At 73.2% G+C, this 24,120-nt stretch carries 19 protein-coding genes; 6 read left to right on the top strand and 13 right to left on the bottom strand.

From position 1 onward, the window contains the following. The first annotated feature begins 131 nt into the window (after window positions 1-131). Together AB0H81_RS19300 and AB0H81_RS19295 are read left to right on the top strand one after the other, a co-directional pair. Complete coding sequence (locus tag AB0H81_RS19300) at window positions 132-857, top strand: class I SAM-dependent methyltransferase (RefSeq protein ID WP_358376130.1); 726 nt, start codon at window positions 132-134, stop codon at window positions 855-857. Then, a complete protein-coding gene (locus AB0H81_RS19295) occupies window positions 854-2,212 on the top strand; it encodes an acyltransferase family protein (protein WP_358376088.1) in 1,359 nt (452 codons plus the stop codon). The genes AB0H81_RS19300 and AB0H81_RS19295 overlap by 4 nt, the downstream gene beginning before the upstream one ends. On the opposite strand, the gene AB0H81_RS19290 is transcribed toward AB0H81_RS19295, so the two are convergent. From AB0H81_RS19290 to AB0H81_RS19270, 5 genes are all read right to left on the bottom strand, one after another. Continuing rightward, window positions 2,133-6,266: an alpha-(1->3)-arabinofuranosyltransferase family protein gene (locus tag AB0H81_RS19290; protein WP_358376086.1), complete on the bottom strand. Its 4,134-nt coding sequence runs from the start codon at window positions 6,264-6,266 to the stop codon at window positions 2,133-2,135. The two genes, AB0H81_RS19295 and AB0H81_RS19290, sit on opposite strands and share 80 nt — an antisense overlap. Continuing rightward, the gene (locus AB0H81_RS19285; RefSeq protein WP_358376084.1) at window positions 6,263-7,396 is read right to left on the bottom strand and encodes a glycosyltransferase family 4 protein; all 1,134 of its coding nucleotides are present in this window, start codon (window positions 7,394-7,396) and stop codon (window positions 6,263-6,265) included. Before AB0H81_RS19285 ends, AB0H81_RS19290 begins: the two co-directional genes overlap by 4 nt. Next, window positions 7,393-8,196 (bottom strand): glycosyltransferase, encoded by an 804-nt coding sequence (locus AB0H81_RS19280; RefSeq protein ID WP_358376083.1) that lies wholly within the window; start codon window positions 8,194-8,196, stop codon window positions 7,393-7,395. The genes AB0H81_RS19285 and AB0H81_RS19280 overlap by 4 nt, the downstream gene beginning before the upstream one ends. An 11-nt stretch (window positions 8,197-8,207) precedes the next feature. After that, window positions 8,208-8,342, bottom strand: a complete 135-nt coding sequence (locus tag AB0H81_RS19275; protein WP_281394582.1) for a hypothetical protein — start codon at window positions 8,340-8,342, stop codon at window positions 8,208-8,210. Window positions 8,343-8,458: 116 nt separating this feature from the next. Next, a complete protein-coding gene (locus AB0H81_RS19270) occupies window positions 8,459-10,141 on the bottom strand; it encodes a hypothetical protein (protein WP_358376081.1) in 1,683 nt (560 codons plus the stop codon). Window positions 10,142-10,245: 104 nt separating this feature from the next. Between AB0H81_RS19270 and AB0H81_RS19265 the strand changes: the two genes are divergently transcribed. Next, the gene (locus tag AB0H81_RS19265) at window positions 10,246-12,138 is read left to right on the top strand and encodes a hypothetical protein (protein ID WP_358376080.1); all 1,893 of its coding nucleotides are present in this window, start codon (window positions 10,246-10,248) and stop codon (window positions 12,136-12,138) included. 60 nt (window positions 12,139-12,198) lie between these two features. Here the strand turns inward: AB0H81_RS19265 and AB0H81_RS19260 are convergent, their stop codons facing one another. Both AB0H81_RS19260 and AB0H81_RS19255 read right to left on the bottom strand, forming a co-directional pair. Continuing rightward, entirely contained in the window at window positions 12,199-14,397 is a 2,199-nt protein-coding gene (locus AB0H81_RS19260) for an acyl-CoA dehydrogenase (RefSeq protein ID WP_358376078.1), read from the bottom strand. An 89-nt stretch (window positions 14,398-14,486) separates the two neighbouring features. Beyond that, window positions 14,487-15,080 (bottom strand): TetR/AcrR family transcriptional regulator, encoded by a 594-nt coding sequence (locus AB0H81_RS19255; protein ID WP_358376076.1) that lies wholly within the window; start codon window positions 15,078-15,080, stop codon window positions 14,487-14,489. A 73-nt stretch (window positions 15,081-15,153) separates the two neighbouring features. On the opposite strand from AB0H81_RS19255, the gene AB0H81_RS19250 reads away from it, so the two are divergent. Next, window positions 15,154-15,948 (top strand): MBL fold metallo-hydrolase, encoded by a 795-nt coding sequence (locus AB0H81_RS19250; protein WP_358376074.1) that lies wholly within the window; start codon window positions 15,154-15,156, stop codon window positions 15,946-15,948. Window positions 15,949-15,976: 28 nt separating this feature from the next. Here the strand turns inward: AB0H81_RS19250 and AB0H81_RS19245 are convergent, their stop codons facing one another. Beyond that, a complete protein-coding gene (locus AB0H81_RS19245) occupies window positions 15,977-17,164 on the bottom strand; it encodes a hypothetical protein (RefSeq protein ID WP_358376072.1) in 1,188 nt (395 codons plus the stop codon). A gap of 184 nt (window positions 17,165-17,348) precedes the next feature. Here AB0H81_RS19245 and AB0H81_RS19240 point away from each other — a divergent pair, with 184 nt between their 5' ends. Next, window positions 17,349-18,455 carry a trypsin-like peptidase domain-containing protein gene (locus tag AB0H81_RS19240; RefSeq protein WP_358376070.1) on the top strand — a complete coding sequence of 369 codons (1,107 nt, stop codon included), beginning with the start codon at window positions 17,349-17,351 and terminating at the stop codon, window positions 18,453-18,455. Window positions 18,456-18,533: 78 nt separating this feature from the next. On the opposite strand, the gene AB0H81_RS19235 is transcribed toward AB0H81_RS19240, so the two are convergent. Then, on the bottom strand, window positions 18,534-19,112 hold the full coding sequence (locus AB0H81_RS19235; protein WP_358376068.1) for an OmpA family protein: 579 nt from the start codon (window positions 19,110-19,112) through the stop codon (window positions 18,534-18,536). Continuing rightward, window positions 19,096-19,668 carry a hypothetical protein gene (locus AB0H81_RS19230; protein ID WP_358376067.1) on the bottom strand — a complete coding sequence of 191 codons (573 nt, stop codon included), beginning with the start codon at window positions 19,666-19,668 and terminating at the stop codon, window positions 19,096-19,098. Before AB0H81_RS19230 ends, AB0H81_RS19235 begins: the two co-directional genes overlap by 17 nt. Before the next feature lie 211 nt (window positions 19,669-19,879). On the opposite strand from AB0H81_RS19230, the gene AB0H81_RS19225 reads away from it, so the two are divergent. Continuing rightward, the gene (locus tag AB0H81_RS19225) at window positions 19,880-21,379 is read left to right on the top strand and encodes an alpha/beta hydrolase (protein WP_358376065.1); all 1,500 of its coding nucleotides are present in this window, start codon (window positions 19,880-19,882) and stop codon (window positions 21,377-21,379) included. An 18-nt stretch (window positions 21,380-21,397) separates the two neighbouring features. Here AB0H81_RS19225 and AB0H81_RS19220 read toward each other — a convergent pair whose 3' ends face one another. Genes AB0H81_RS19220 through AB0H81_RS19210 form a run of 3 tightly spaced genes read right to left on the bottom strand, consistent with a single transcriptional unit; the run spans window position 21,398 to window position 24,003 of the window. Continuing rightward, window positions 21,398-21,571: a hypothetical protein gene (locus tag AB0H81_RS19220; RefSeq protein WP_358376063.1), complete on the bottom strand. Its 174-nt coding sequence runs from the start codon at window positions 21,569-21,571 to the stop codon at window positions 21,398-21,400. Between the two features lie 26 nt (window positions 21,572-21,597). Beyond that, window positions 21,598-21,981 carry an SDR family oxidoreductase gene (locus AB0H81_RS19215; RefSeq protein WP_358376062.1) on the bottom strand — a complete coding sequence of 128 codons (384 nt, stop codon included), beginning with the start codon at window positions 21,979-21,981 and terminating at the stop codon, window positions 21,598-21,600. 54 nt (window positions 21,982-22,035) lie between these two features. Then, the gene (locus AB0H81_RS19210) at window positions 22,036-24,003 is read right to left on the bottom strand and encodes an AAA family ATPase (protein WP_358376060.1); all 1,968 of its coding nucleotides are present in this window, start codon (window positions 24,001-24,003) and stop codon (window positions 22,036-22,038) included. Window positions 24,004-24,120: the final 117 nt, after the last annotated feature.

The raw sequence follows: 24,120 nt of genomic DNA, 5'->3' as shown, positions 1-24,120 counted from the left end.
GTTGTCGTCTTGCCGAAACATCCGGCATCAAAGTATGACAGTGAGTGACATGCGTCACTGGCCGGTACGGAGCCGCAATCAAATTGATAGAAACAGGTTCTATCGTGGTTCTCCCTATGAAAGCGGGAAATATGCCCATGCGCGCCGACTTGGCGCGGTCCATCCGGCTCTTCCGGGCGTTCCGCACCGAGCAGGGCGACCAGCAGGGCTACTACACGACGCTCGCGGCCGACACGTCCGGGCTCCTGCGCCGGTACGTGGACCTGCGCGACCGGCTCGTGCTCGACGTGGGCGGCGGCCCCGGCTTCTTCGCCTCGGAGTTCCGCCGCCACGGCGCCCGCTGCGTCTGCGTGGACGTGGACGCGGGTGAGCTGGCCGGCCAGGGCGCGCCCAGCGGCGGCGTGCTGGGCAGCGCGCTGGACCTGCCGCTGCGCGACTCCTCGGTGGACGTCTGCTTCTCCTCCAACGTGCTGGAGCACGTGCCGGAGCCGTGGCGGATGGCCTCCGAGATGGTCAGGGTGACCCGGCCCGGCGGTCTGGTCTTCCTCGCCTACACCAACTGGCTCTCCCCCTGGGGCGGTCACGAGACCTCGCCCTGGCACTACCTGGGCGGACACCGCGCCGCCCAGAAATATCAGGAAAAGTACGGCAAGCCGCCCAAAAACCACTTTGGCCGGAGCCTCTACCCCGTCTCCGTCGCCCACGGCCTGCGCTGGGCCCGCGGAGACCGGCGGGTCGAGCTCGTCGACGCGTTCCCCCGCTACCTGCCCTGGTGGTACCGCCCGATGCTCAAGGTCCCGATCGTCAGGGAGTTCGCCACGTGGAATCTGGTCCTGGTCCTGAGAAAGCGTCCGTGACGACGGCATCCGCCCCGTCCCCCGAGAAGCCCCCTCCCGGCGAGGCCCCGCGCGACAAGGCCGCCCCCAAGGAGGCCGCCCGCAAGGAGGAAGCTGCCCCCCGGGAGGAGACCGCCCGCAACGAGCCCGCCGGGCCGGCTGCGACCGCCGGGGAGGAGGGGGCGCCGCCCGGGCCGCCCGGCGAGCTGCGCGTGGCGCCGCTCGACGCCCCCGCCCGGCGCGACACCGCCCTCGACGGCATCCGCGCCTTGGCCGCCCTCGGCGTGTGGGTGCTGCACGTGGCCGGCAACACCGGCGTGATGTACCGCGACGGGATGTTCGCCTGGATGACGACCCGGCTGGGCATCGCGGTCCCGATCTTCTTCCTGCTGTCCGGCCTGCTGCTGTACCGTCCCTGGGCGCGTGCCGTGCTGGAGGACACCCCCGCGCCCCGCGCCGGCGGCTACCTGTGGCGCCGCGTGCTGCGCGTCATGCCCGCGTACTGGGTGGTGACGACGGTCGCGCTGCTCGCGTGGAGCTCGCTGGACGCCGGCGGCTGGGTCAAGTGGCTGCTCCTGCTCCAGAACTACACCGAGCAGACCCGCGCCCCCGACGGCCTCTACCAGATGTGGACGATGCCGATCGAGATGGCCTTCTACCTGGCGCTGCCGCTGCTGGCCTGGCTGCTGCACCACTGGGCCAGGCGCGGCAACCGGCCGGTCCGGCTGCTCGGCGGCATCGCCGTGCTCCCGCTGGTCTCGATCGGCAGCGCGGTCGCGGCGCACGTCTTCGACCAGCCGCAGCTCGCGCTCTGGCTGCCGCACCACCTCATCTACTTCGGCGCCGGCATGGCCATGGCCGTGCTCTCGGTGTGGATCAAGGAGAGCCGGGTCGTCGACGCGCTCGCGCCGCAGCTCCTCGTCCTCGCGCTGCTGCTGTACGTGGTGCTGAGCACCGAGGTGGCCGGCCCGCGCACGCTCGACCTGCCGAGCCTGTCGCAGTCGATCTGGCGGATGGTCCTGGAGGCCACGGTGGCCGTGCTGGTCGTCGCGCCGTTCGCGCTGGCGGCCCGGCGCGACTCGCTGCGGCACCGGGTGCTCGGCAACCCGGTCACCGCGTACCTGGGCCGGATCTCCTACAGCTTCTTCCTCTGGCACGCGCCGGTGATCACCCTGTACTACAAGGTGACCGACAGCCAGCCGTTCAGCGGCGACTTCGTCAAGGTGGCGATCCTGACGTTCGTCGGCTCGCTCCTCGTGAGCGTGGCCAGCTACCACCTCATCGAGGAGCGGGCGCTCAAGCTGACCGGGCGCCTGTCAGCATCGGCTCCTCCGCCGGAAGCTCCGGCGGAGCGCCGGGCGGAGCCGGTGGGCTGACGAGCCGGGCGAACAGCACGCCCATGGCGGCGCAGGCGACGAGCTGCGGGACGTGGTCGGCGAGCACGTCCACGTCCGCGCCGTAGTCGCGCAGCGCCATGGCGGCGGCCAGCGACGCGGTCGCGAGGCAGAACAGCAGCGCCGCGGCCCAGTGCGGGGCGAGCCACCGGGGCAGCGCCCGCCGGGCCGGGGCCCACAGGACGGCGACGACGGAGACGAGCACCACGAGCATGCCGGACCAGCCCGCCACCCAGGCGCCGAACGCCATGCCCGCGGCGATCGCGTAGGGCATGCGCCAGCCCGCCGGCCGCGAGCGCGAGGCCGCGGCGGTCTCCAGCACGTGCTCGGGGCGCGGGCCGCGCATCACCAGGGCGAGCAGCGCGAGCAGGGCGATGCCGCCGAGCCCGACCGCGAGGGCCAGCCAGTACGGCCGGTCGGGCCCGTACTCCAGCCGGACGGTCCCCGAGGTCCCCGCGGGCAGCTCCCACGCCTGCTTCCAGCCGTCGATGCGGACCGGCCGCAGCGTCTGGCCGTCGATGCTCGCCCGCCAGCCGGCGTTGTAGTTCTCGTTGACCACGAGGAAGGAGTCCTTGGGCGCCATCACCCGCACCTCGCGCTCGGACTGCGTCCACGTGCCGGTAGCCGCGGCGCCCTCGACCTGGAGCGGCTGCTCGGGCAGCGCGCCGACCACCAGGCCGTTGACGGCGAACGGGTCCCAGCCCGCGGCCCGCACCCGGTTGTCGCCCGCCGACAGCGTCACCCTGCCGCAGCCGGTGAAGCGGACGGGCCGCTCCTCCAGCAGGTCGGCGTAGGTGCCGGTGACCCGGGTCTGCACGACCTTGCCGTTCACCCGCAGCTCGGGGCCCTGGCCGCAGGGCAGCCGGAACGGGATGCCCGCGGGCCGGCTGGCCGGGCTGACCCCGGGGATGATCAGCTCGGTCACCTGGAGGCGCCGCGACACGGGGAAGAAGCGCAGCTTGAGCTGCGTCGTGGTGATCGGCTTGAACCTGATGACGCCTCCGGCGTCCACGCGGCCGCTGCGCACCACGCCCCGGTCGCCGACGACGATCAGGTCGAGCGGCTGCTTGTCGCCGCCGGGCCGGGCGACCTGGAGGCGGGAGATCGTCTTCTTGCCGTTCCAGCGCAGGGTGAGCGTGGGCTCGGCGTCGCTGGGCGAGGGCACCCAGGTGGTCGCGGCGTCGGCGTCGAACGCCGACCTCGGCGCCACCACGGGGTCCTTGCTGACCTGCGAGGTGCCCTGGACGCGGGTGAGGTCGTCGCTGAGGCGGCTGTAGCGGTCGACGAGCGTGGAGTCGCGCAGGATCGCGGTGCCCTGGAGGGTGGCGGCGTGCCGGCGCTCGGCCGTGAACGTGCGGTCGAACCCGGCGCCCTCCTCCCCCGGCCGGGCGAGCAGCGGGTTGCACACCCACCGGTCGCGGTTGCGCATGCACTGCGGGCGCGCGTCGAGCCCGCGGTCCATCACGTACGCGTCGCCGCTCCGGCCGGGCAGCCTGATCGTGCGGCCGGGCAGCACGCCGGGGATCGTCATCTCGGTGATGCCGACCCGCTGCACGAAGCTCCAGTCGCTGTTGTACGTGGCGAGGATCGTGATCCGCAGCCAGGTCGTCGCCCCGGGCGGGGCGTGCAGCGTCTGCGGCTCGTTGGTCTGCCGGACGTCCTGGACCAGCCGCCCGCCCTCGCTCTCCACGGCCACCCGCCTGATCGACTGGCCGAGCAGCACGTTGTTGGTGAAGGTGACCTTGAAGTCCGGGATCTCGCGGGGCTGGGGCAGGTCGACGCGCAGCCACTCGCCCTGCGGCCGGTGCCAGCCGCCGCTCTCCCAGCCGGTCTCGAAGTCGCCGTCCATGGCCGCCCACGGGCCGCGTCCGGGGGTGCTCAGCCCGGAGATGGCGTCGGCGTCGGCCACCGAGGAGGAGGCGGTGATGGCGGAGATGCCGTCGTACTCGGCGGTCGCCGTCTCCTCCAGCCAGCCCTTCTCCAGCAGGTCGAGCGCGCGCACGCCGGCGAAGTCGGCGCGCCGGTCGGCGGTCAGCGTGGGCGTCCAGTTCGTCCGGATCTCGCCGAACTGCCGTTCGCGCAGCCGCAGCGCGTCGCTCACCACGGTCGGCACCTCGTACGTGCTCGCGTCGTCGTTGACCAGCACCGGGCCGGTGCCGAGCAGCCCGAGGTCGCCCATCGTGAGCAGCGAGTCGGGGCCGCCGCGCACGCGCACCGCGTCGCCCGCGGGCTCCACGCCGACCAGGTCCGAGCCGCCCGCCACCTCGTACAGCTCCAGGGCGGGAGCAGGCCAGTCGACGGAGTCGACCGCGTCGTCGGTGAAGCCGTCGCCCACCTCGCCGCCGAACGCGCGGACGCGGCTGATGCCGGGCGACTCGCGCAGCGCCTCCTGGATGCGGGAAGGCCAGGCTCCCTGGAGGTTGGCGCGCATCAGGTCGTTGCGGACGAGCAGGTAGTGGACGCCGAGGCGGCGCAACACCTCGGTGAGGCCCGCCGAGCCCTCGCCGGAGGTGAGGCGCTGGTCGACGGCGTCGAGCAGCCGGGTCAGGCCGACCGAGCCGGCGGCCGTGACCTGGCGGGTGGTCCAGCGGGCCTTGAACAGCGGCTGCATGGGGTCGTCCACCGGCCGGCCCCACAGGTACTCGCCGAACTTGGCCCCGGGCACGATCAGCACGCCGTCGTCCCCGGCGTTCTCGTTGACCCAGGCCGCGGCCTGCCGCCAGTAGAGCGGCACCTCCTTGAACGAGCCCGGCATGGCGAGCCCCTGGTTGAAGACCGGGAGCACGAGCCCGGCGAGGGCGGCCAGGGCGATCACGCGCACCGGCAGCCGGACGTTGGCCCGCAGGCGGGCGGCCGGCGGCAGTCCGGCGGTGGGCCGCGCGGCGCGGGCCCGCCGATGGGTGACCGCGAGGAGGTGGGCCAGGCCGAACGCCATCGGCAGCCGTACCAGCGGGTCGAACTTGCGCAGGTTGCGCAGCGGCGCGAGCGGCCCGTCGAGCAGCCAGCGCACCGGCTCGGCGACGATCGGCTCCAGCGCGCTCGTGTGCCCGGCGACCAGCGTGGTGACGCCCACGAGGAACAGCGTGATCACGAAGCCGCGGGCGGGCAGGTCGCGCCGCACCAGCCCGGCCAGGCCGAGCGCGGCCAGCACGCCGGTGACCACGACCATCGCGGCCGAGGTGGCGATGGCGTAGCCCGGGGGCTGCTGGTCCACCCCGTTGACGGTCAGGAAGCGCACCCAGTCGGAGGTGCCGCGCAGCACGTTCGTCAGCGACGTGACCTGCGTCGTCGTGGACGCGGTCTCGGTGTAGGGCAGGAACGAGAACGCGTACCGGCCGACGAGCAGCAGCGGCGCCCACCAGAACAGCGTGGCCACCGTGACCGCGCCCGCCCACCAGCCGAACATCCGCCAGCGCGGCACCGGTCTCGGCCGGGTCAGGATGTACACGACGGGGGCGACGAGGACGGCGAGCACGGCGACGGCGTTCACGCCGCCGCACAGCGCCACGGCCAGCGCCGAGCGGATCGCGCCGCGGGCCCGCTGGCCGGTCTCCGACGCGGTGAGCAGCGGGATGAGGATCCACGGCAGCATCGCGGCGGGCAGCCACTCGATCGAGATCTCGCCGAGGATGGACAGCGCGCGCGGGGCCAGCGCGTACGCCAGGGCGCCGGCGATCCTGGTGCCGGGCGTGCCGATGCCGAGCTGCCGCGTCAGCCGCTCCACGCCGAGGAACGCCACGCTGAGCAGCAGCGTCAGCCAGAGCCGCTGCGTCACCCACGGCTCGACGCCGGCCAGCTCGCCGAGGGCGAAGAAGGGGCCCATGGGGAAGAGGTAGCCGGCGGCCTGGTTCTGGAGCTGGCCGAAGTGCTGGAGGTCCCACAGGTGGGCGGCGCGCTCCAGCCAGCCGAGCGGGTTGAGCGCCAGGTCGATCTTGGTGTCGCCGATGACGCTGCCGGGCCTGGTGGTGAACGACAGCACGGCGAAGCCGAGACAGCAGAGCACCAGCCACAGCCGGTGCCGGGCCTTGTCGGTCACCACCGCTCCTCCCTCAGGGGCGCCGGGGCGGCCCACCCCGGGGCGGGCGCGGGACGGCCGCGCATCAGCTCGGCCATGCGCTCCGCGCTGCTCTGCCACGAGAACCGGTCGGCCCACGTCCGGCAGCGGGCCGCGTAGTCGTCGCTCCGGCCCCCCGCCAGCTCGTCGAGCGCGGCGGAGACGCCCTTGGCCAGGTCGGTGCCCTCGGGCAGCAGCCAGCCGGTCTCTTCGTGCCGTACGGCGTCGCGTAGCCCGTCCACGTCGAAGGCGACGGTCGGGACGCCGAGTGCGGCGGCCTCCAGCACGCACAGCCCCCAGCCCTCGCCCTGGGAGGCGTTGACCTGGAGCCAGGCGGAGGCGATGAGCCGTTCCTTGTCCGCTTCGGACAGGTATCCGTGCATGGTGACGCCCTCCGGCAGCCGGGCGCGCAGGCGCGCCTCCTCGGGGCCCCGCCCGACGACGTCCACGGTGAGGCCGGGCCAGCGCTCCCTCAGCTCGGCCACGGCGTCGAGGAGCAGGTCCACGCGCTTGTGCGCGACGAGCCGGCCGACGCAGACGAGCCGGGGGGCGGCGCTCTTGCGGATCTCGGCGGGCGCGCCGACGCTCACGCCGTTGGGGATGATGTGGATGGGCCCGGTCCAGCCGAGCCGCTCGCGCATGGCTTCCACGGTGGACGGCGACACGGCCACGCTCCGGTGCCGGCGGTAGGTCCAGCGGGAGACCGGCCCCTCCAGGAAGCGGCCGAACGCGGCGAGCCAGCGCGGCAGATGGACACCGAACTGCCGGTCGTGGACGTGGTGGACCACGCAGATCACGCCGGTACGGCGGGGCAGCACCCACGGCGTGAAGAACGGGATGCCGTTCTGGCAGTCGAGCACCACGTCGAACCACGACCGGCGGAACAGCAGCCAGGCCAGTACCCGGGCGTAGACGGAGAACGGCCCGCCCATGCGGGCCAGCCGTACCCCGTCGATCTCCTCGCCGGCGCGTTGACCGGGGGCGCGCGCGGTCACGAAGTGAACGCGGTGGCCCGCCGCCGCGAGGCGGCGGGCCATCTCCCACGCGTAGGTCTCGGCGCCTCCGGCGGCCGGATGCCACGGATCGCGCCAGTTGACGACGGCGATGTTCACGGATATCCGACGGGGTCGAGCGGCGGCTCCCAGGCGGGGGCGGCCGCCGCGCGCGGCTCCGTGCGCAGTGTCAGCCAGATCCGGCCGAGCTCCAGCAGGATGCCGGCGCTGTGCCGGGCCGGCGAGAAGCGCGAGCCGGGCATGTCGCGCCACTGCACGGGGATCTCCAGCACGCTCGCGCCCCGCTCGGCGCATCGGGCGAGCAGCTCGACGTCGAAGGCGAAGCCGGGCGTGCGCAGTCGCGGGGCGACCTCGCGGGCGAGCGCGCCGTCGAAGAACTTGAAGCCGCACTGGGTGTCGCTCACCCCGCGCACCAGCACGCTGGCCATGGCGCGGAAGCCGACGGCGCCCAGCTCGCGCACCCGGCTGTGCCGGTTCTCCACGTCGGAGAAGGCGTGGGCGCGTGAGCCCACGACCACCCGCTCACCGGAGAGCAGCAGGCCGAAGGCGACGTCGATGGCGCGCAGGTCGGTGGCCATGTCCGCGTCCAGGAACCCGACGAACGGAGCGCGGGTCCGAAGCAGGCCGGCGCGGACGGCGGCCCCCTTGCCGGGGATCTCGCACCGGGTCAACCGGACCGGGACCTTTCCCCGCGGCCAGGTCCTGACGATCTCAGCGGTGGAGTCCGTGCTGTTGTTGTCGACGACGATGACGGCGGTCGGGAACGGCATGCGGGCAAGCTTCGCGCACAGCTGCAGGAGCCCCCCGGGGAGTCGTCCTTCCTCGTTGTAGGCAGGAATGACGATCTCGAGCAGTGGTGGTCGGCTCGTCCTCTCGTCCCCTTGGCGGGAGGGCGGCATGACGGTGGTGACTACCGGTCGCCGTAGTTGTAGAGCGGCTGGTTCACGGGCGTCGCGGTGGCGCCGGTGAAGGACACCGTCGTGACGGTCGCGACGAGGGCGGCCACGGCGACGCCGATGATCGCTGCTAAGAGGATCTTAATCACTGGGGGGTTCCTCCTGGGGCGCGGGCACTTGGGGGGGACCGTCACCAACCTAGAACCAATTCTCGCTACTCGGAAGTAGCTAAACGAAATCTTAATAAAGCCACTGATCAAAGGACCTATTCGGACGAACCTTGAGCAATCGGCCCGCCGAAACGATACAGCCGCAGCTCAGGAGTGTCCACGACCAGCTCCGCCCCCCGCAGCCGGAGGTCGAAGTCGCGGCGCTCGGCCGGGGTCCCCGCGTCCACGACGACGTACCGGAACCCCGCTCCCGCAAGGCTTCGCGAGGGCGCTTCTAGTACGCGTTCTACCATTTGCGCCCGGTCGTCCTCGCTGGGAACGATCAGGTGGCCGACGCGCACGGTGTCGTTGGCGACCACCTCGCGGCCCCGGCCGCCGAAGAAGCGCTGCGCCGGGTCCAGCACCGGACGCCCGCCGTTCCAGGGGAAGCGCCGGTACGACTCGAACGGCAGGACGAGCACGTCGCCCGGCTCCGGATCGCCCCGGACCAGCTCGCGGGCGGCCGTCCAGCTCACCGGGTACGCCACGGCCCGCAGCGCCCCCGCCCCGCCCCACGCCATCGTGGGCAGTACGGCGAGGGGCACCGCCACCAGGGCAGCGACCCACCGGCCGCCTCCGGCGAGCGCCCGGGACGCCGCGGCGGCGGCCAGCCCCAGGCCGGCGGCCTCCAGCAGCGCGAGGGGCGCGACGAACTGCTGGGCGTCCCGGAACACCGCGAACCCGCCCCAGAGGTGGATCAGCCAGGTGAGCACGGCCCGGCCCGGAGCGGTCACACCCAGACACGCGACCCCGAACCCGGCGACGGCCGCCACCGCCAGCCCCCACCGCCAGGGCAGCCCGTCCCCTCGCCCGGCCCGCCCCTCTGCGGACCGCCCCTCTGCGGACCGCCCCTCTACGGCCCGCCCCCGGTCCGCGCCCGCCTCCCGGAGCACCACCCGTCGTCGCCAGGAGAAACCGGCGAAGGCCGCGAAGCCCGCCACACCGGCCAGGGCGAGCAGCAGCCGGGCCGCCGCCCCCACCGGCGAGCCGTACCCGGCCGGAACCGCGTACGCGTTCCAGATCCCGCCCAGCGACAGCAGGCTCCCCACCGCGCCGAACGGCCCGTCCGCCCGCGCCGCGAACGCCTCCACCCCGACCCCGTCGCCCGTCACCGCGGCGGGCCGCAGCAGCGCGGGCACCAGCCACGGCAGGCTGAACACCGCCAGCACCAGGGCCACCACGCAGACTCGCCGCACCCGCCGCCAGGCCGGCGCGACGGGAAGGGCCGTCAGCGCCGTGACCGTCATGGCCGCGAAGCCGCCCACCGCCGCGGGCAGCACCGCCGCCGCGAACTGCCTCGCCGACAGGGCCGGGGACGACGCCGCGGCCACCGCCCACGGCAGCCCCGCGTACCCCAGCAGCAGCGCCCACTGCCCCATCAGCAGCCGCTCGGCCACGTACGGGTTCCACACGTAGCAGGCCCCGGCCACGAGCCCCGGCCCGAGCCCGTCCGACGGCACCAGCCGCGCCGCCCCCGAGCATCCGAGCATGAACACCAGCAGCAGGATCGCCTTCTGCACCAGCTCCCCGGGCAGCACGGCAGACAGGGCCGTGACCACCGCGTCGCTCGGCACCACCCGCGGCGCGCCGCCCGACAACCCGAACGTGAAGCGCGAGAACTCCGGGTCCGGCACGAACACCATGTCCTGCGCCAGCACGAACCCCCGCCCCAGGGCGGGCCCGAGCGCGAGGCAGCCCAGCACGAGGCCGAGCAGGGCGGCGGCCGGGGTCCGGGACATCCCGCTATGACATCACAACCACACAACGGGCATTCCCCCTCAATCCCCGCGTGGATACGCTTCGCAGCGGGGAACCGGGGGGACCGCTCCAGCGGGAGGACGGGGTGACGAGCGAGGAGGCGGCGACAGCCCGCCCCAGACAGGACGAGGCGGAAGCACGCCCGAGGCAGCACGGCGACATCGTGCTGGCCGCGGCCATCGCCATGATCGCCGTCCAGCTCGTCTGGCGGTTCGACTTCGTCCGCCGGACGTACTTCCGCCAGGACGACTTCACCTTCATCGCCCGTGGCCTGGAGCACGACCTGACGTGGGACTACCTCATGCGGGTGGACTACGGGCACCTGATGCCGGGGCCGTTCGCGATCCACTGGGCGATGGGGCGGCTCGGCGTCTACAACGACGTGCTCGCCCACCTCGTCACGCTGGGCCTGCTGGCCGCCGCGGCGTTCGCGCTGCTGCGGCTGCTGCGGCTGCTGTTCGGCACGCGGCCGGCGATCCTCGTGCCGCTCGGGTTCTACCTGCTGACGCCGCTGACGGTCTCGTCGCTGTCGTGGTGGGCCGTGGTCATCGAGACGCTGCCGTTCCAGATCGCGCTGGCCATGGCGCTGAGCTCGCAGGTCCACCACGCCCGCACCGGGCGCTTCCGGCACGCGCTGGCGGTGGCCGGCTGGGCGGTGTTCGCCATGGTGTTCTTCGTCAAGGCGCCGTTCATCCTCGTGCTGGCGTTCGCTCTGACGGTCGGCTGGTTCCCCCGGGCCCGCCGCCGCGCCGGCGCGTGGCTGCTCCATCTCGCCGTCGTCGCCGGCTACGCGGTGGTGTTCTTCCGGCAGCTCTTCACCTCCGTGCAGCTCACCAACGACACGGTACGGCCGGCGTTCCCGGACCCGGGCGTGGCCGCGAGCTTCGCGTGGAAGCTGCTGTCCGCCTCCCTGGTGCCGGGAGCCCTCGGCGGACCGTGGCAGTGGTACCCGATCAGCGAGGACTACGCCATCGCCGCCGCCCCCCAGGCGCTCACCTGGGCCGCCCTCGGCGTCGCGGCCCTCGCGGTCGGCGTGTCGCTGTGGTACCGCAGGCGGGCCTGGCTGGCCTGGCTGATGCTGCTCGGCTACTTCGTGCTGGCCGACGTGGTGCCCGTCATGATCGGGCGCATCGTGCAGCTCGGCCCCGACCTCGGCGGGCAGGAGCTGCGGTACGTCTCCTCGACCGCGATGGTGCTGGCCGTCGTGATCGGTCTCGCGTTCATCCCGGTGCTCGGGGAGCGCGCCCCCTGGCGGCGCCCCGCCCCGGGACCGCGCCGGCTGCCACGGGTACGCGCCGCCCTGCGGTACGCGTGGGTGCCGGTGGCCGCCGCGTTCGCCGCCGGCTCGGTCTGGTCGGCCGTCGCGTACACGCGGATGCCGCTCGGCGAGCACGTGAAGAGCTACGTCGCGACGGGCCGCGCGGCGCTCGCCCGCGCCCCGATCAACGCGGTCATCCTGGACGCGCACGTGCCCGCGAGGGTCGTGCTGCCGCTGTTCTTCCGCGACTACGCGCTGGCCTCCCGGGTGCTGGGCCCCGTCGCGCCCAACCCGGTGACCTGGACGCGGCGGCTCACCGGTCCCGTCGCCAACCCGCTGGCCTTCGACGACGCCGGCCGCCTGCGCCCGGTGGACATCCAGGGCATGACGATCCCCCAGCGCGGCGGCTGCACGCCGGTCTCCGCCAAGGAGAAGCGCTTCAGGCTGCCCGCGGCCCTGCCGGACGGCGAGTGGACCGTGCAGGTCGGCTACCTCAACCCCACGCCGTCCACGATCGCGGTGCGGCTCGGGGGGCCGGTGACGACGGTGCCGGCGGGCAAGGACTTCGGCTGGACGTTCGCCACGGTCAAGGGCGGCGGGGCCGACGTGGTCATCCGCTCGCTCGACGGCCGTACGGTGTGCGTGGGCGAGATCAGGCTGGGCGTTCCGCGCCCCGCCGCGAACGGCACCCCGACCCCGCTCCAGCCGGTCAGCCCGTGAGTCCCCCGTAGGGGGCCGGTCGATCGGTGGCCGGCCCCCACCTCTACGCGGCCCCCGCGGTCAGCGGCCGGGCTCCGGGTCCCGGGGCAGGCCGAGCATGCGCTCGCCGATGATGTTGAGCTGAACCTCCGTCGTCCCGCCGTAGATGGTCATGGCGCGCGTGGCGAGCACCGCCCGGTTCCAGTAGCCGGCGTCGCCGAGCGACATGTCGGCCGCCACCACCGCCGCCGGGCCGAGCAGCGAGACCGCGGTCTCCGACACGTGCTGGGCGTGGGCGGTGGACAGCAGCTTGCGCACCGACGCGTCGGCGCCCGGCTCGGAGCCGGCCAGCTGCTTGAGCGTGACCCGCAGCGACAGCGCGTTGATCGAGTGGCCCTCGCAGATCACCTCGGCCACCTGGTGCGCCTCGGCCGGGGTCAGCTCCCGCCCGAGCCGGCCGGCCAGTCCCAGCAGGTCGGGCACCGACGCCCCGGTGCCGCCCGAGCCGGAGGAGAGCGAGACGCGCTCGTTGGACAGCGTGTTGCGCGCCACCCGCCAGCCGTCGCCCACCGCGCCGACCACCAGGTCGTCGGGCACGAAGACGTCGTCGAGGAACACCTCGTTGAACAGGTTCTCGCCGGTCATCTCGGTCAGCGGCCGGACGGTCACGCCGGGCGCCTTCATGTCGACGAGGAAGTACGTGATGCCCTCGTGCTTGGAGCCGGCCGAGGAGTTGCGGGCGATGCAGATGCCCCACTCGGCGACGTGCGCGACCGAGGTCCAGATCTTCTGGCCGTTGAGCCGCCAGCCGCCCTCGACCTGCTCCGCCTTCATCTGCAGCGACGCCAGGTCGGAGCCCGCGCCGGGCTCGGAGAAGAGCTGGCACCAGATCATCTCGCCGCTGAGCGTCTTGGGCAGGAAGCGCTCCTGCTGCTCCGGCGTGCCGTACGAGACGATCGACGGCACCACCCACGCACCGATGATCATGGCGGGGAGGCGTACCCGGGCGGCCTTCAGCTCCTGCGCGATCAGCACCTGCTCCAGGGGCGAGGCGGCGCGGCCCCACGGCTTGGGCAGGTGCGGCATGACGAAGCCGCGCGCGGCCAGCGCCCGCTTCTGCTCCGCGCCCTCCAGCGCCTTGATCTCGGCGATCTCTGCGCGGATGGACTCGCGCAGTTCCTCGGCGTCCTCCGGCAGGTCGATCTCCATCTCCCGCGACACGCCGCGCAGGGCCAGGTCGGTGACGGCGGCGGCCCAGCCGGCCGACGGGCCGAGGAGCGCGCGCAGCGTCAGCGCGCGCCGGTAGTAGAGGTGGGCGTCGTGCTCGAAGGTGTAGCCGATGCCGCCGAACGTCTGGATGGCGTCCTGGGCGCACCGCACGGCCGCGTCGGGGGCCATCACCCCGGCGATCGCGGCGGCGTACTCCAGCTCGGCGCCCTCGGCGCGGGTGGCGTCCCAGACGGTCGCGCGGGCCTGCTCCAGCGCCACGAGCATCCGCGACAGCTTGTGCTTGATGCCCTGGAACTGGCCGATCGGGCGGCCGAACTGGACGCGTACCTTGGCGTAGTCGGAGGCGGCGCGCACGCACCACGCGGCCAGGCCCGCGGCCTCGGCGCCGAGCAGGACGGCGGCCAGGTTGCGCACGTCGAGACCCTCGACGCCCTCCAGCACCCGCCCGGCGGGCACGGCCACCTCCGCCAGCTCGACCTTCGCCGACGACCGGGTGAGGTCCAGGGACTTCAGCGGGGTGACGGCCGCGGCGGCGGCGTCGAGCGCGATCCACACCTCGCCGCCGTCAGCCGACACGGGCAGCACCAGCACGTCCGCGGACGCCCCGCCCAGCACCGGCTCGACGGAGCCCGAGACCACCAGCGACCCGTCGCCGGCGAGCGTCCCCGTCAGCCCGCCCGCGTTCCCGAATGCCGGGCCGGTCAGCGCCACGGCGCCCGTGAGCGTGCCGTCGGCGAGGTCGGGGAGCAGGTCATGGCGCTTGGAGGCGTGCACCACCGCGCTCGCGAGCACGGTCGGCACGTACGGCCCCGGCGCCAGCCGCTCGGCCAGCGCCTCGACGGCCACCGCGGCCTCCAGCAGCCCGTAACCGGAACCGCCGGCCTCCTCGGGCAGGTGCAGCCCCAGCAGCCCCTGCTCGGCGAGTCCCGACCAGAACGAGGGCCGCTCGTCCGTCACGGTTCGCGGCAGCTCGGCGGGGATGTTCCGCTCGGCCCAGCCGCTCACCGACTCGCGGAGCGCCTCGTGCTCCTCGTTCAACCCGATCGCCATCGCTCATCCTCCAGCCGAGGTCCCGGTCATGCCAGAACCATATTCTAGAGGATGCTTCTGGGGCTAAGGGAACAAGTCCGGACTCGCCTTCACCCGGCGATGGCGGCCAGCATGAGACGCCGGGCGCGGGCCGGCGCGGCGGGGTCGCCGAGCAGCTGAATCTCCTGATTGGCGGCCATCGCGATCCCGGTCAGAGTCGTCACGAGGTCGTCCGCGTCCAGTGTCGTCGCGATGTCGCCCGCGGCCTGAGCGATCACGACCTGCTCGCGGAGGAAGGCCCGCCATCGGGCCACGACGCCGAGGAGGAAGCTCCGCAACTCGCCCGGCCGGCCATCCAGCTCACAGGACGCGGCGGTGACGAAGCAGCCGTTGGGGAACGGGCCGCCGTCCAGGTAGCCGCACCACAGGCCGATGACCGCCCGCAGACGTCGCAGGCCCGGCTCCGCCTTCTCGCTCGGCGCCACCACGGCCGCAATGAACATGTCGGCCGCCTTGCCGAGAACGGCGAGTTGCAGGTCGGCGCGGGAGCCGAAGGGGCCGACGACGCCCGCCTTGCTCATGCCGAGGGCTTGAGCCAGGGAGCCGATGGTCAGCGCGTCGAGGCCGTCGGTGGAGGCTTTCGTGACGCCGGTGGCGACGATCCGGTCGCGGGTCTGCCGGGCCGCCTCGGCGGATCTTCTCATGATTGACGAGTTTAGCAAACGATCGTACGCTAACCACTCGCAACGAACGGTCGTACGCCAAAGGAGTCCGAAGATGCGCGTTCGATGGCTGGGCTGGGCCGGGGTGGAGCTGGAGGCACAGGGCCAGAGCGTGGTGATCGACCTGCTCGGCCGCCCGGAAGGCGTGCTGGAGGACACCCCGCTGTCGGCGCCCATGCCGAAGGTCGTCCGGCCGCGCACCGAGGGGGACGTGATCGCCGGGCTGTGCACGCACCTGCACCGGGACCACACCGACGCCGCGGCACTGGCCGACGCGCTCCGCCCCGACGGCCGGGTGCTGCACCCCGCGTCCTTCGGCGGCGACGACCACGAGAACCTCTGGACGCTCAAGGCCGACCGCGAACTCGACGAACGGAACCTGTCCCGGCGCCCGATGGAGCCGTGGGAGTCCATCACGATCGGCCCCTTCACGATCGCGGCCGTCCCAGCCGTCGACACTCTCGGCGACCCGCAGGTGTCCTGGGCCGTCGAAGCCGGCGGCAAACGGGTGCTGCACCTGGGCGACAGCATGTTCCACGGCTACTGGTGGCGCGCCGCCCACCGGTTCGGGCCGTTCGACGCGGTGCTCACTCCCATCAACGGGCCCACCGTGTGCTTCCCGCACTGTCAGCCCCCGAGCCCCTACCCGGCCTCGCTCGACGCCGGCCAGGCGGCCGTGGCCGCGCGCCTGCTGGGAGCGAGGATCGTGGTGCCGATCCACTACGACGGGTTCCACCTCGACGGCTTCTACACCACCCAGCCCGGCGAGCTGTCCCGATTCCTGGACGCCACCTCCGGCGAGACCTACGAGGTCGCCGCCCTCGAACAGGGCGAGGACATCACCCTCTGACCGCCGGCCCCGCTCAGGGCCTGCCCGTCTAGGCGGGAGCGATCCGGTCGGCCAGGGTGTTCAGGTCACGCCAGCGGGACTTGCCGCTCTCCGGGATCGAGGCGAACAGCATGGCGGGCTTCGCCCGGCCCGAGTTCACGACCGAGACGAGGGCCTGGGCCACCTGCGGCCCGCCGTCCGTCTCGTAGGTGACCTTGAAGGCGAGCGTCCAGCCCTGGCCCAGGGCGGCCCGCTCGGAGCCCGTCCAGCTCAGGGTGGCGCCGGCCGGATACTGGGCGCCGAGCGCCCACTTCGCGGCGCGCGCGGCCAGCTTGCGGTAGTCCGACTCCTTCGACGGCGGGGTCGCGGGGGCCGCGCCCGGCAGCGGCGCCGAGCCGATCAGCGCGCCCGGGGTGCCCTGTGCGCCCGCCTTGCCGGCGCGCTGCGCCACCGTGAACGGCGCGGCCGTGGCCGTCTTCCACGGCGAGCCGAGACGCGGGTACGACAGGCCGGCCTTCTGGTCGTCCACCAGGCCGATCACGACCGAGGCCGTGCCGGGCAGCACGGCGTACTCCTTGGCCGCGGGCACGGACGGCAACGCCACCGCGGTCGGCGACGGCGTGGCCGAGTCCGCTGCCGAGTTCGCGGCCGACGGGACCGCGGCCGTCGGCTCCGCGGCGGCGGGCGGGGGCGGGATCGAGCCGCCCTGCGGCTGCTGGTTCTTGGGCACGTCGCCGGAGAAGAGGGTGAAGATGAGGATCACGGCCGCGATGGTGGCGATGATCGCGCCGAGGAGGTAGACGACCCGGATGGGGACGTCGCCGATGCGGCTGATCAGGCCCGACTTGGGCGGCGCCGGGGGAAGGGTCGGCGGCATGGGGTAGGGCTGCCTCGGCGAGTGCTGCGCCGGGGACCCCGGCCCGGAGCCCACCCGGGTCGCCGCGCCGCTCCCCGGGCCGTACGGCGAGGCGGCCTGCGGCCCGGACCGCGGCTGCGACCCGTACGGCGGGGTGCCCTGGGGACCGGAGCGAGGCTGGGGAGTGGGCTGGGGGCCGGAACGGGGCTGCGGGCCGTACGGCGAGGTGGGCTGGGGGCCGGACGGGCGGGGCACGGGCGGCCGGGAGATCCTGACCGTCTCATCCACGGGGCCGGCCGTCTCGTCCGCGGGCACGACGATCTTCCGGAAGGGGGTCGTGGGAGCATCTTGAGAGGGCTGCTGGTCACCGACGTCCGCCATGACCTTGAGGTTACGTCACTTCACACCAGGATATTTCCGCCATGTCCCGGCCAGAATTTTATTCTGCGACCGCCAGTCCCCACCTACACACCCCGACACATCCCCAAAATCCCCGCAACACCTTTGAACAGGACAAACGTCACAAAGGCGTATCTTTCACCGCCCACAGGGCAGGTACCACCGCATGAGGAAGATCGTCGCGGGATTCACCCTGACTTTCCTGCTGACCGGCTGCGCGGCGCTCCCGTCCGCCGTCACCGCCGGCCCCACGACGCCCTCCACAGGCGCCCCTTCCGCCATCCCGCCCAGCGCCACCGCGACGACCAGTCCTCCGCCCGGCGCGGGCGCCCCGGCGTCGCCCCAGGCGCTGGAGACCGCGTACGAGCAGGTCATCAAGGAGGTCCTGCCGTCGATCGTGCAGATCACCACCAAGGTGGGCCTCGGCTCCGGGATCGTGTACGACACCGCGGGCCACGTCCTCACCAACGCGCACGTGGTCGGCGAGGCCACGCAGATGCAGGTGACCCTCGCCACCGGCGGCACCGCCCGCACCGCCCGGCTGGTCAAGTCGTTCCCCGCCGGCGACCTCGCGGTGATCAAGGTGGACGACCCGAAGGGGTTGAAGCCGGCCCGGTTCGGCGACTCCTCCAAGCTGCGCGTCGGCCAGCTCGTGCTGGCCATGGGCAACCCGCTCGGCCTGTCGGGCAGCGTGACGGACGGCATCGTCTCCGCCCTCGGCCGTACGGTCAGCGAGCCGCAGGACCCTGACTCCCCCGGCGCGACGATCGCCAACGCGATCCAGACCTCGGCCGCCATCAACCCCGGCAACAGCGGCGGCGCCCTGGTGGACCTGTCCGGCCAGGTCATCGGCATCCCGACTCTCGCCGCCACGGACCCGAACCTGGGGGGCGGCGCGGCGCCCGGCATCGGCTTCGCCATCCCCAGCAACACCGCCACGGACATCGCCGTCCAGATCATCCGCAACGGCAAGGTCACCAACACGCACCGCGCCGCCCTCGGCATCCGGGGCAGCACGGTCGTCGGCGAGGACGGGCAGCCCGCCGGGGTCGGGGTGATCGGCGTCGAGAACGGCAGCGGCGCCCAGAAGGCGGGCATCCAGCCGGGCGACGTGGTCGTCTCGATCAACGGCACCGAGACGCCGACCATGTCCGCCCTGTCGGAGGTGCTGACCACGCTCAAGCCCGGCGCCCAGGTCAAGGTCGGCCTCGTCCGCTCGGACGGCAGCCAGGCCACCGTCACGGCCACCCTGGGCGAGCTGCCCGGCGACTGAGCGCGGCCACGGCGTCCCCGGGCGGTTCACCAGGCTGCCCACCGAGGAGGCCGGGGCCGGCCACCGCGGCGCCCCGGCTCACTGGCGCGCGTCGAAGACGATCTCCACGCGGCGGTTCCTGGCCCGGTTGCCCTCCACGGGCTTGCCCTCGACGATGTTCGGCAGCTTGGGGCGGCTCTCGCCGTACCCCTGCGCCTGGAGCGTGACGCCCGCGCCCGCCAGCAGCCCGCGCAGCGCCTGCTCCACGGCCTGGGCGCGACGCTGGGACAGACGCAGGTTGTACGCGTCGGAGCCCTGGTCGTCCGTGTGCCCCCGCACGTTGACGACGCCGCCCGCGCCCTCGGTCCTGACCTGCTCGGCGACGCCCTGCAGCCGCTTCCGCGCGGCGCCGGTCAGCGCCCACTTGTCCAGGGCGAACAGCACGTCGCTGGTCAGCGCGACCGTGACCTGGGTGCCCTGCTTGGTCTCGCTCCGGGTGCCGTCGAGCGACTCGACCTCGCCGATGATGTCCTCGACGGGCAGCACGAGGTCCTCCACGGGCGCGTACGCGTCCGAGGGGACGGGGACGGGCGGGGCGGTGGGGCTGAACAGAGGGGTCGCCGGCAGCAGCAGCCCGGCGGCGACGCCGAGGGAGGCGACGCTAAGAAATCGGGACATCGGTGAGCACGCCGATCATCGGCATCTCCACGTTGATCTTCGTGACGTCCGCGGGCGGGGCCGCGAAGACCGCGTAGAACGAGCCGGTGGCGCCGTTCTCCAGGAACTGCCCCTGAGTCCTGGAGCAGACGCACTGGCTGTCGGCGTCCGTGCCGTTGCGGGCCACGCGGTAGCGCTTGGCGTTGACCGGGTCGATCAGCGAGACGCCGGACACCGTCATGTCCAGGATGGCGGTGCCCATGCCGTTGTGCATGTTGACCTTGCCGTCGAGGGCGGTGACGGTCCAGGTGAGGGTGGCGGTCCTGCCCTGGCGCCGCAGGCCGGTGATGTCCACCCGGGCTTTGCCGCTCATGCCGCCGGAGGTCGCGGCGGCCTCGCGGGTGGCGATCACCTCGGTCTGCTGGGGCGTGGCGGGGGCGGTGGTGGTGGTCTCGGTCCGCGCCGTGGTCTGCTGCGCCTGTCTGCCCTCGCCACCGCCGCTCTGCTGACCACCGGGAATCACCCCGCAGCCGGTCAGCGCCACGGCCGTGACGGCCAGCGCGATCGTCTTCCGCATGATCGTGGATCACCTCTCGGGAACGTCACCGGCGCCCGGGACCCCGGGTCACCGCAGGCGTAAGACTCTCCCATAACCCGGGCAAACGCCTCAACTTTCACTGTTGTCACAGGTCAGCGGCCGTCAAGGCCTTCGCAACCGGTTCGTCCTCATAATCAGGCGCCAACCAGGCGAAAAAACCCAGACGCGGCCGCCAGATGAGGACACGACCATGCGACGCCTACCGAGGGTGATCACACCCGCACTCGCCGGCCTGCTCATCGCGGCCCTGGCCGCCACCGCGCAGCCCGCCCAGGCCGCCCAGGTCGCCCAGACTGCCCGGAACGCCCAGGCGGCGGCCGGCGCTCCCGCCACGCTCGCCGCGTACTACGGCCAGCGGCCGGCCTGGACCGCGTGCGGCGGCGCCTACCAGTGCGCCAAGCTCAAGGTGCCCCTCGACTACGCCAAGCCGGCCGGCGACCGGATCGACATCGCGATGATCCGCCTGCCCGCCACCGGCAGACGGCTCGGATCGGTCGTCATCAACCCCGGCGGCCCCGGCGGGTCGGGCGTCGAGGCGGCCAGGAACGCCGACGCCTTCCTCTCCCCCGCCGTCCGCGCCCGGTTCGACCTGGTCGGCTTCGACCCCCGGGGCGTCGGAGCCTCCACCCCAGTGCGCTGCTTCACCGACGCCCAGCTCGACTCCTACTACGCCATCGACCGGACGCCTGACACCGCCTACGAGGTCAGGAACCTCGACCTGGCCCAGAAGCAGTTCGCCCAGGCGTGCAAGGCCCGTTCCGGCAGGCTGCTGCCCCACCTCGGCACCCGCGACGCGGCCCGCGACATGGACGTGCTGCGCGCCGCCCTCGGCGAGTCGCGCCTGACGTACGTGGGCTACTCCTACGGCACCTTCCTCGGCGCCACGTACGCCGACCTGTTCCCCGGCAAGGTGCGCGCCCTGGTGCTCGACGGCGCCATGGACCCCACCCGCACCGGCGACGAGGTCGGCACCGGCCAGTCCGGCGGCTTCGGCGTGGCCTTCGAGTCGTTCCTGCGCGACTGCTTCAAGCGCGCCGACTGCCCGTTCCGGACGCACCGGCCGAGCGCGGCCAACAAGAAGCTCGAGGCGCTGCTCAAGCGGGTGGACAGGGCCCCGCTGCGCAACGAGTACGACGGCAGGCAGGTCAGTGAGTCGATCGTGATCACGGGGATCATGTCGGCCCTCTACAGCGAGTCGGCCTGGCCCATGCTGCGCCAGGCGCTGGCCGACGCGTTCCAGGGTGACGGGACGAGACTGCTGCTGCTCGCGGACCTGTACAACGAGCGCAAGGCCGACGGGACGTACGCCAACAGCTTCGCCGCGCAGGAGGCCGTCAACTGCCTGGACCACCCGGCCACCCGCAGGGCCGACCCGAAGAACGGGACCACGCCGTGCGACTACTGGCCGGTCAAGCGCAGGCAGTCGACCCGGCCGATGCGGGCCGACGGCGCGCCGCCCATCCTGGTGATCGGCACGCTGCGCGACCCGGCCACGCCGTACAAGTGGGCGCAGGCGCTGGCCTCGCAGCTCTCGTCCGGCGTGCTGCTCACGTTCGACGGCGACGGCCACACCGCCTACCGCAAGGGCTCGGCGTGCGTGGACCGTTACGTGGACCGGTACCTGCTCACGCGGACCGCCCCGGCGAACGGCACGAACTGCCCGAAGATCAAGATCGCGCCGTCCCGGTGACGCCTCCCGCCCGGGCCGTCAGGCGACCGGGCGGATCCGGTCGCCGGTCTTCTCCCGGAGCGCGGCTTCCAGCCGGTCGCGGGCCTCGGTCTGGGCGGCGATGCGTTCGTTGAGCACCGCCAGCCGCTCCAACGCGACCCGCAGTGCCCGCGCTGTCGTCCCGGTCGCCGTGGCCAGCTCACCGATCCGCACCCGTTCCACCTCCCGGGCCACTCCTATCACGCCACGACCGCTCCGCCGTCGACGGGAACGGGAGCGACGAGATTGGTGGCAAGCTGAGCCTCGATCATGTCCGGCGTCAGCGCGTCAAGGGCGCCGCTGCGCACGATGCCCGCGTTGTTGACCAGGACGTCCAACCGGCCGCAGGTCTCCAGCACGGCCTGGATGATCCGTCGCGGCTCGCCCTCGGCGGTGATGTCGGCGGCCAGCGGCGTGATCCGGCCGTACCCGGTAGCGGTCTCTTCGAGCGGTTCCTCTCGCCGTCCTATCGCGAACACGTGCGCGCCCTCGGCCGCGAACGCGCGGGCGGTGGCCCGCCCGATCCCGGTGCCGGCTCCGGTGACGGCGACGATCCTGCTGCTCTGCGGTGCGATGCTGTCCATGCCGGTCATCGTGCAACCCTGACGCCAGCGGCAAGGTCAAGCAGCCCGCGCGGCTCAGCGCTCGAGCACGTACGGCATAGCCCGGTCGAGCCCGAGCCGCTCCCCGCCGCGGAAGGCCGCCGTGTACGCCCGCCGCCCCAGCGCCTCGCGGGCGCGCGCCACACAGTTCTCGTGGTCGCGTATGTGCGGCCAGTACGTGGCGGGCGAGGCGCCCATCGCCTGCCAGAGCGCGTTGGCGACCCCCAGCATGCGGGCGGCGCGCTCGTACCGGCCGTACCAGCCGGCGATCCAGGCCAGGACCTCGACGCATTCCGCGAGTCCCCACCTGTCGTTGATGGTCCGCCTGATCGCCATCGCCTCCTTCAGCATCGCCTCCGCCCGATCCGGATGGCCCTGGTGCCAGGCGGCGACCCCGACGACGAACAGCGCGTACCCACGCGAGGGCTCGGCGCGCCGCTTCTCGCACAGCGTCAGGAACTCCTGGGCCAGCTCACCGGCGCGCTCGGGGTCCTCCTCGACGCTGAACGAGGCGTCGTAGTACAGGTTGATGCCCAGGGCGCTGAGGTCGCCGCGGTCGACGTGGCCGGCCCGGGCCTTCTCCATGAGGGCCATCCCGCTCCTGGCGTCGCCCTCCGAGAAGGCGACCATGGCGGAGACCTGCGTCGCGAACGCCCGCGTCTCGTCGTCGCCGGCCTCGCGCGCCAGCCGCTGGGCGTCCTCCAGCATGCCTTCCGCCTCGGCGCGGTCGCCCTGGTACAGGGCGAGCGTCGCGGACGCCCACAGCCCGGTCCGGCGGGCCCGCGAGTCCGCGGGCACGAGTTCGAGCCCGCGTTGCAGCCAGTGGCGGCCCTCCGTCATGGAGCCCGCGAGGATCCAGTAGCCCCACATCGCGGACACCATGTCGAGCCCGCCGGCCGCCTCCTCCGGCCGGGAGTACGACAGTTCGAGGGCGACGCGGATGTTGGGCAGCTCCGCCGCCAGCAGACGGTAGTGGGCGAGCTGCTCGGGCACCAGCCGGTCCACCCGCCGCTCGGCGGCCAGGCTCCGGTAGTGCTCGCAGAAGCGCCGCCGCAGCGCCTCCTCCTCGCCGCTGTCCGCCAGCTTCTCCCGGCCGTACGAGCGGATGCTGTCGAGCATGTGGTACCGGACGCCGTCGTCCTGCTGGTCGGCGACCATGATGGACTTGTCCACCAGGCCGGCCAGCAGCTCGAACACGTCTTCCCGCTCGATGCCGTCGCCCTGGCAGACCTCCTCGGCCGTGTCCACCTCCACCCCGCCCGCGAACATCGACAGCCGCCACCACAGCCGCCGCTCGGCCCGCGTACACAGGTCGAAGCTCCAGTCCACGGCCGCGCGCATCGTCTGGTGGCGCGGTGGGCCGCCGATGCCGGCACCGGCGTCGAGGATCTCGAACCGCTCGTCGAGCCGGCGTTCCAGCTCCTCCAGCGGCATGGACGCGAGCCGTCCGGCCGCCAGCTCGATGGCGAGGGGGATGCCGCCGAGGCGGCGGCAGAGCCGGGCGAACACCCGGGCGTCCGTCCGGTCCAGGGTGAAGCCGGGACGCACCCGCGCCACCCGGTCGGCCAGCATGCGGACGGACTCGCTGCGCGTGATGTCACGGGGGGCGGCGGCGGGATCCGGCACGGACAGCGAGGGCACCACGAACACCTGCTCGCCCGCCAACCCGAGGGTCTGCCTGCTGGTGACCAGGACCCGCAGCCGGCCGGCGCCGCGCAGCAGCCCGTCGACGAGCTTCGCGCACGCGTCCAGAAGGTGCTCGCAGTTGTCGAGGACGAGCAGCATGCGCCGTTCGGCCAGGTAGTCGATCAGCACGCTCATGGGGGACGGTCCCGCGTCGCGCACGCCGAGCGCCGACGCGACGGTCGGCGCGAGCAGTTCCGGGTCCTCAAGGGAGGACAGCTCGATGATCTCCGCCCCGTCGTCGTACGCGGGCCGCAGCGCCTCCGCCACCCGCATCGCCAGCCGGGTCTTGCCGACCCCGCCGGCCCCGGTCAGCGTCACCAGGCGCCCCCGCGCCAGCAGCCGCCGGGCCGCCGCTGATCATCGTGGCCTCGAGGATCTTACGGCATTCCGCTGCCTCACCACGTGCGCGCGCCCGTTCGTGGTGAGGGTGTCAGC

The organism is Nonomuraea sp. NPDC050691 (assembly GCF_040654455.1).
GTDB lineage: Bacteria > Actinomycetota > Actinomycetes > Streptosporangiales > Streptosporangiaceae > Nonomuraea.
The sequence above is the reverse complement of the archived record's forward strand: the minus strand, read 5'-3'. Positions and strand labels throughout refer to the sequence as shown.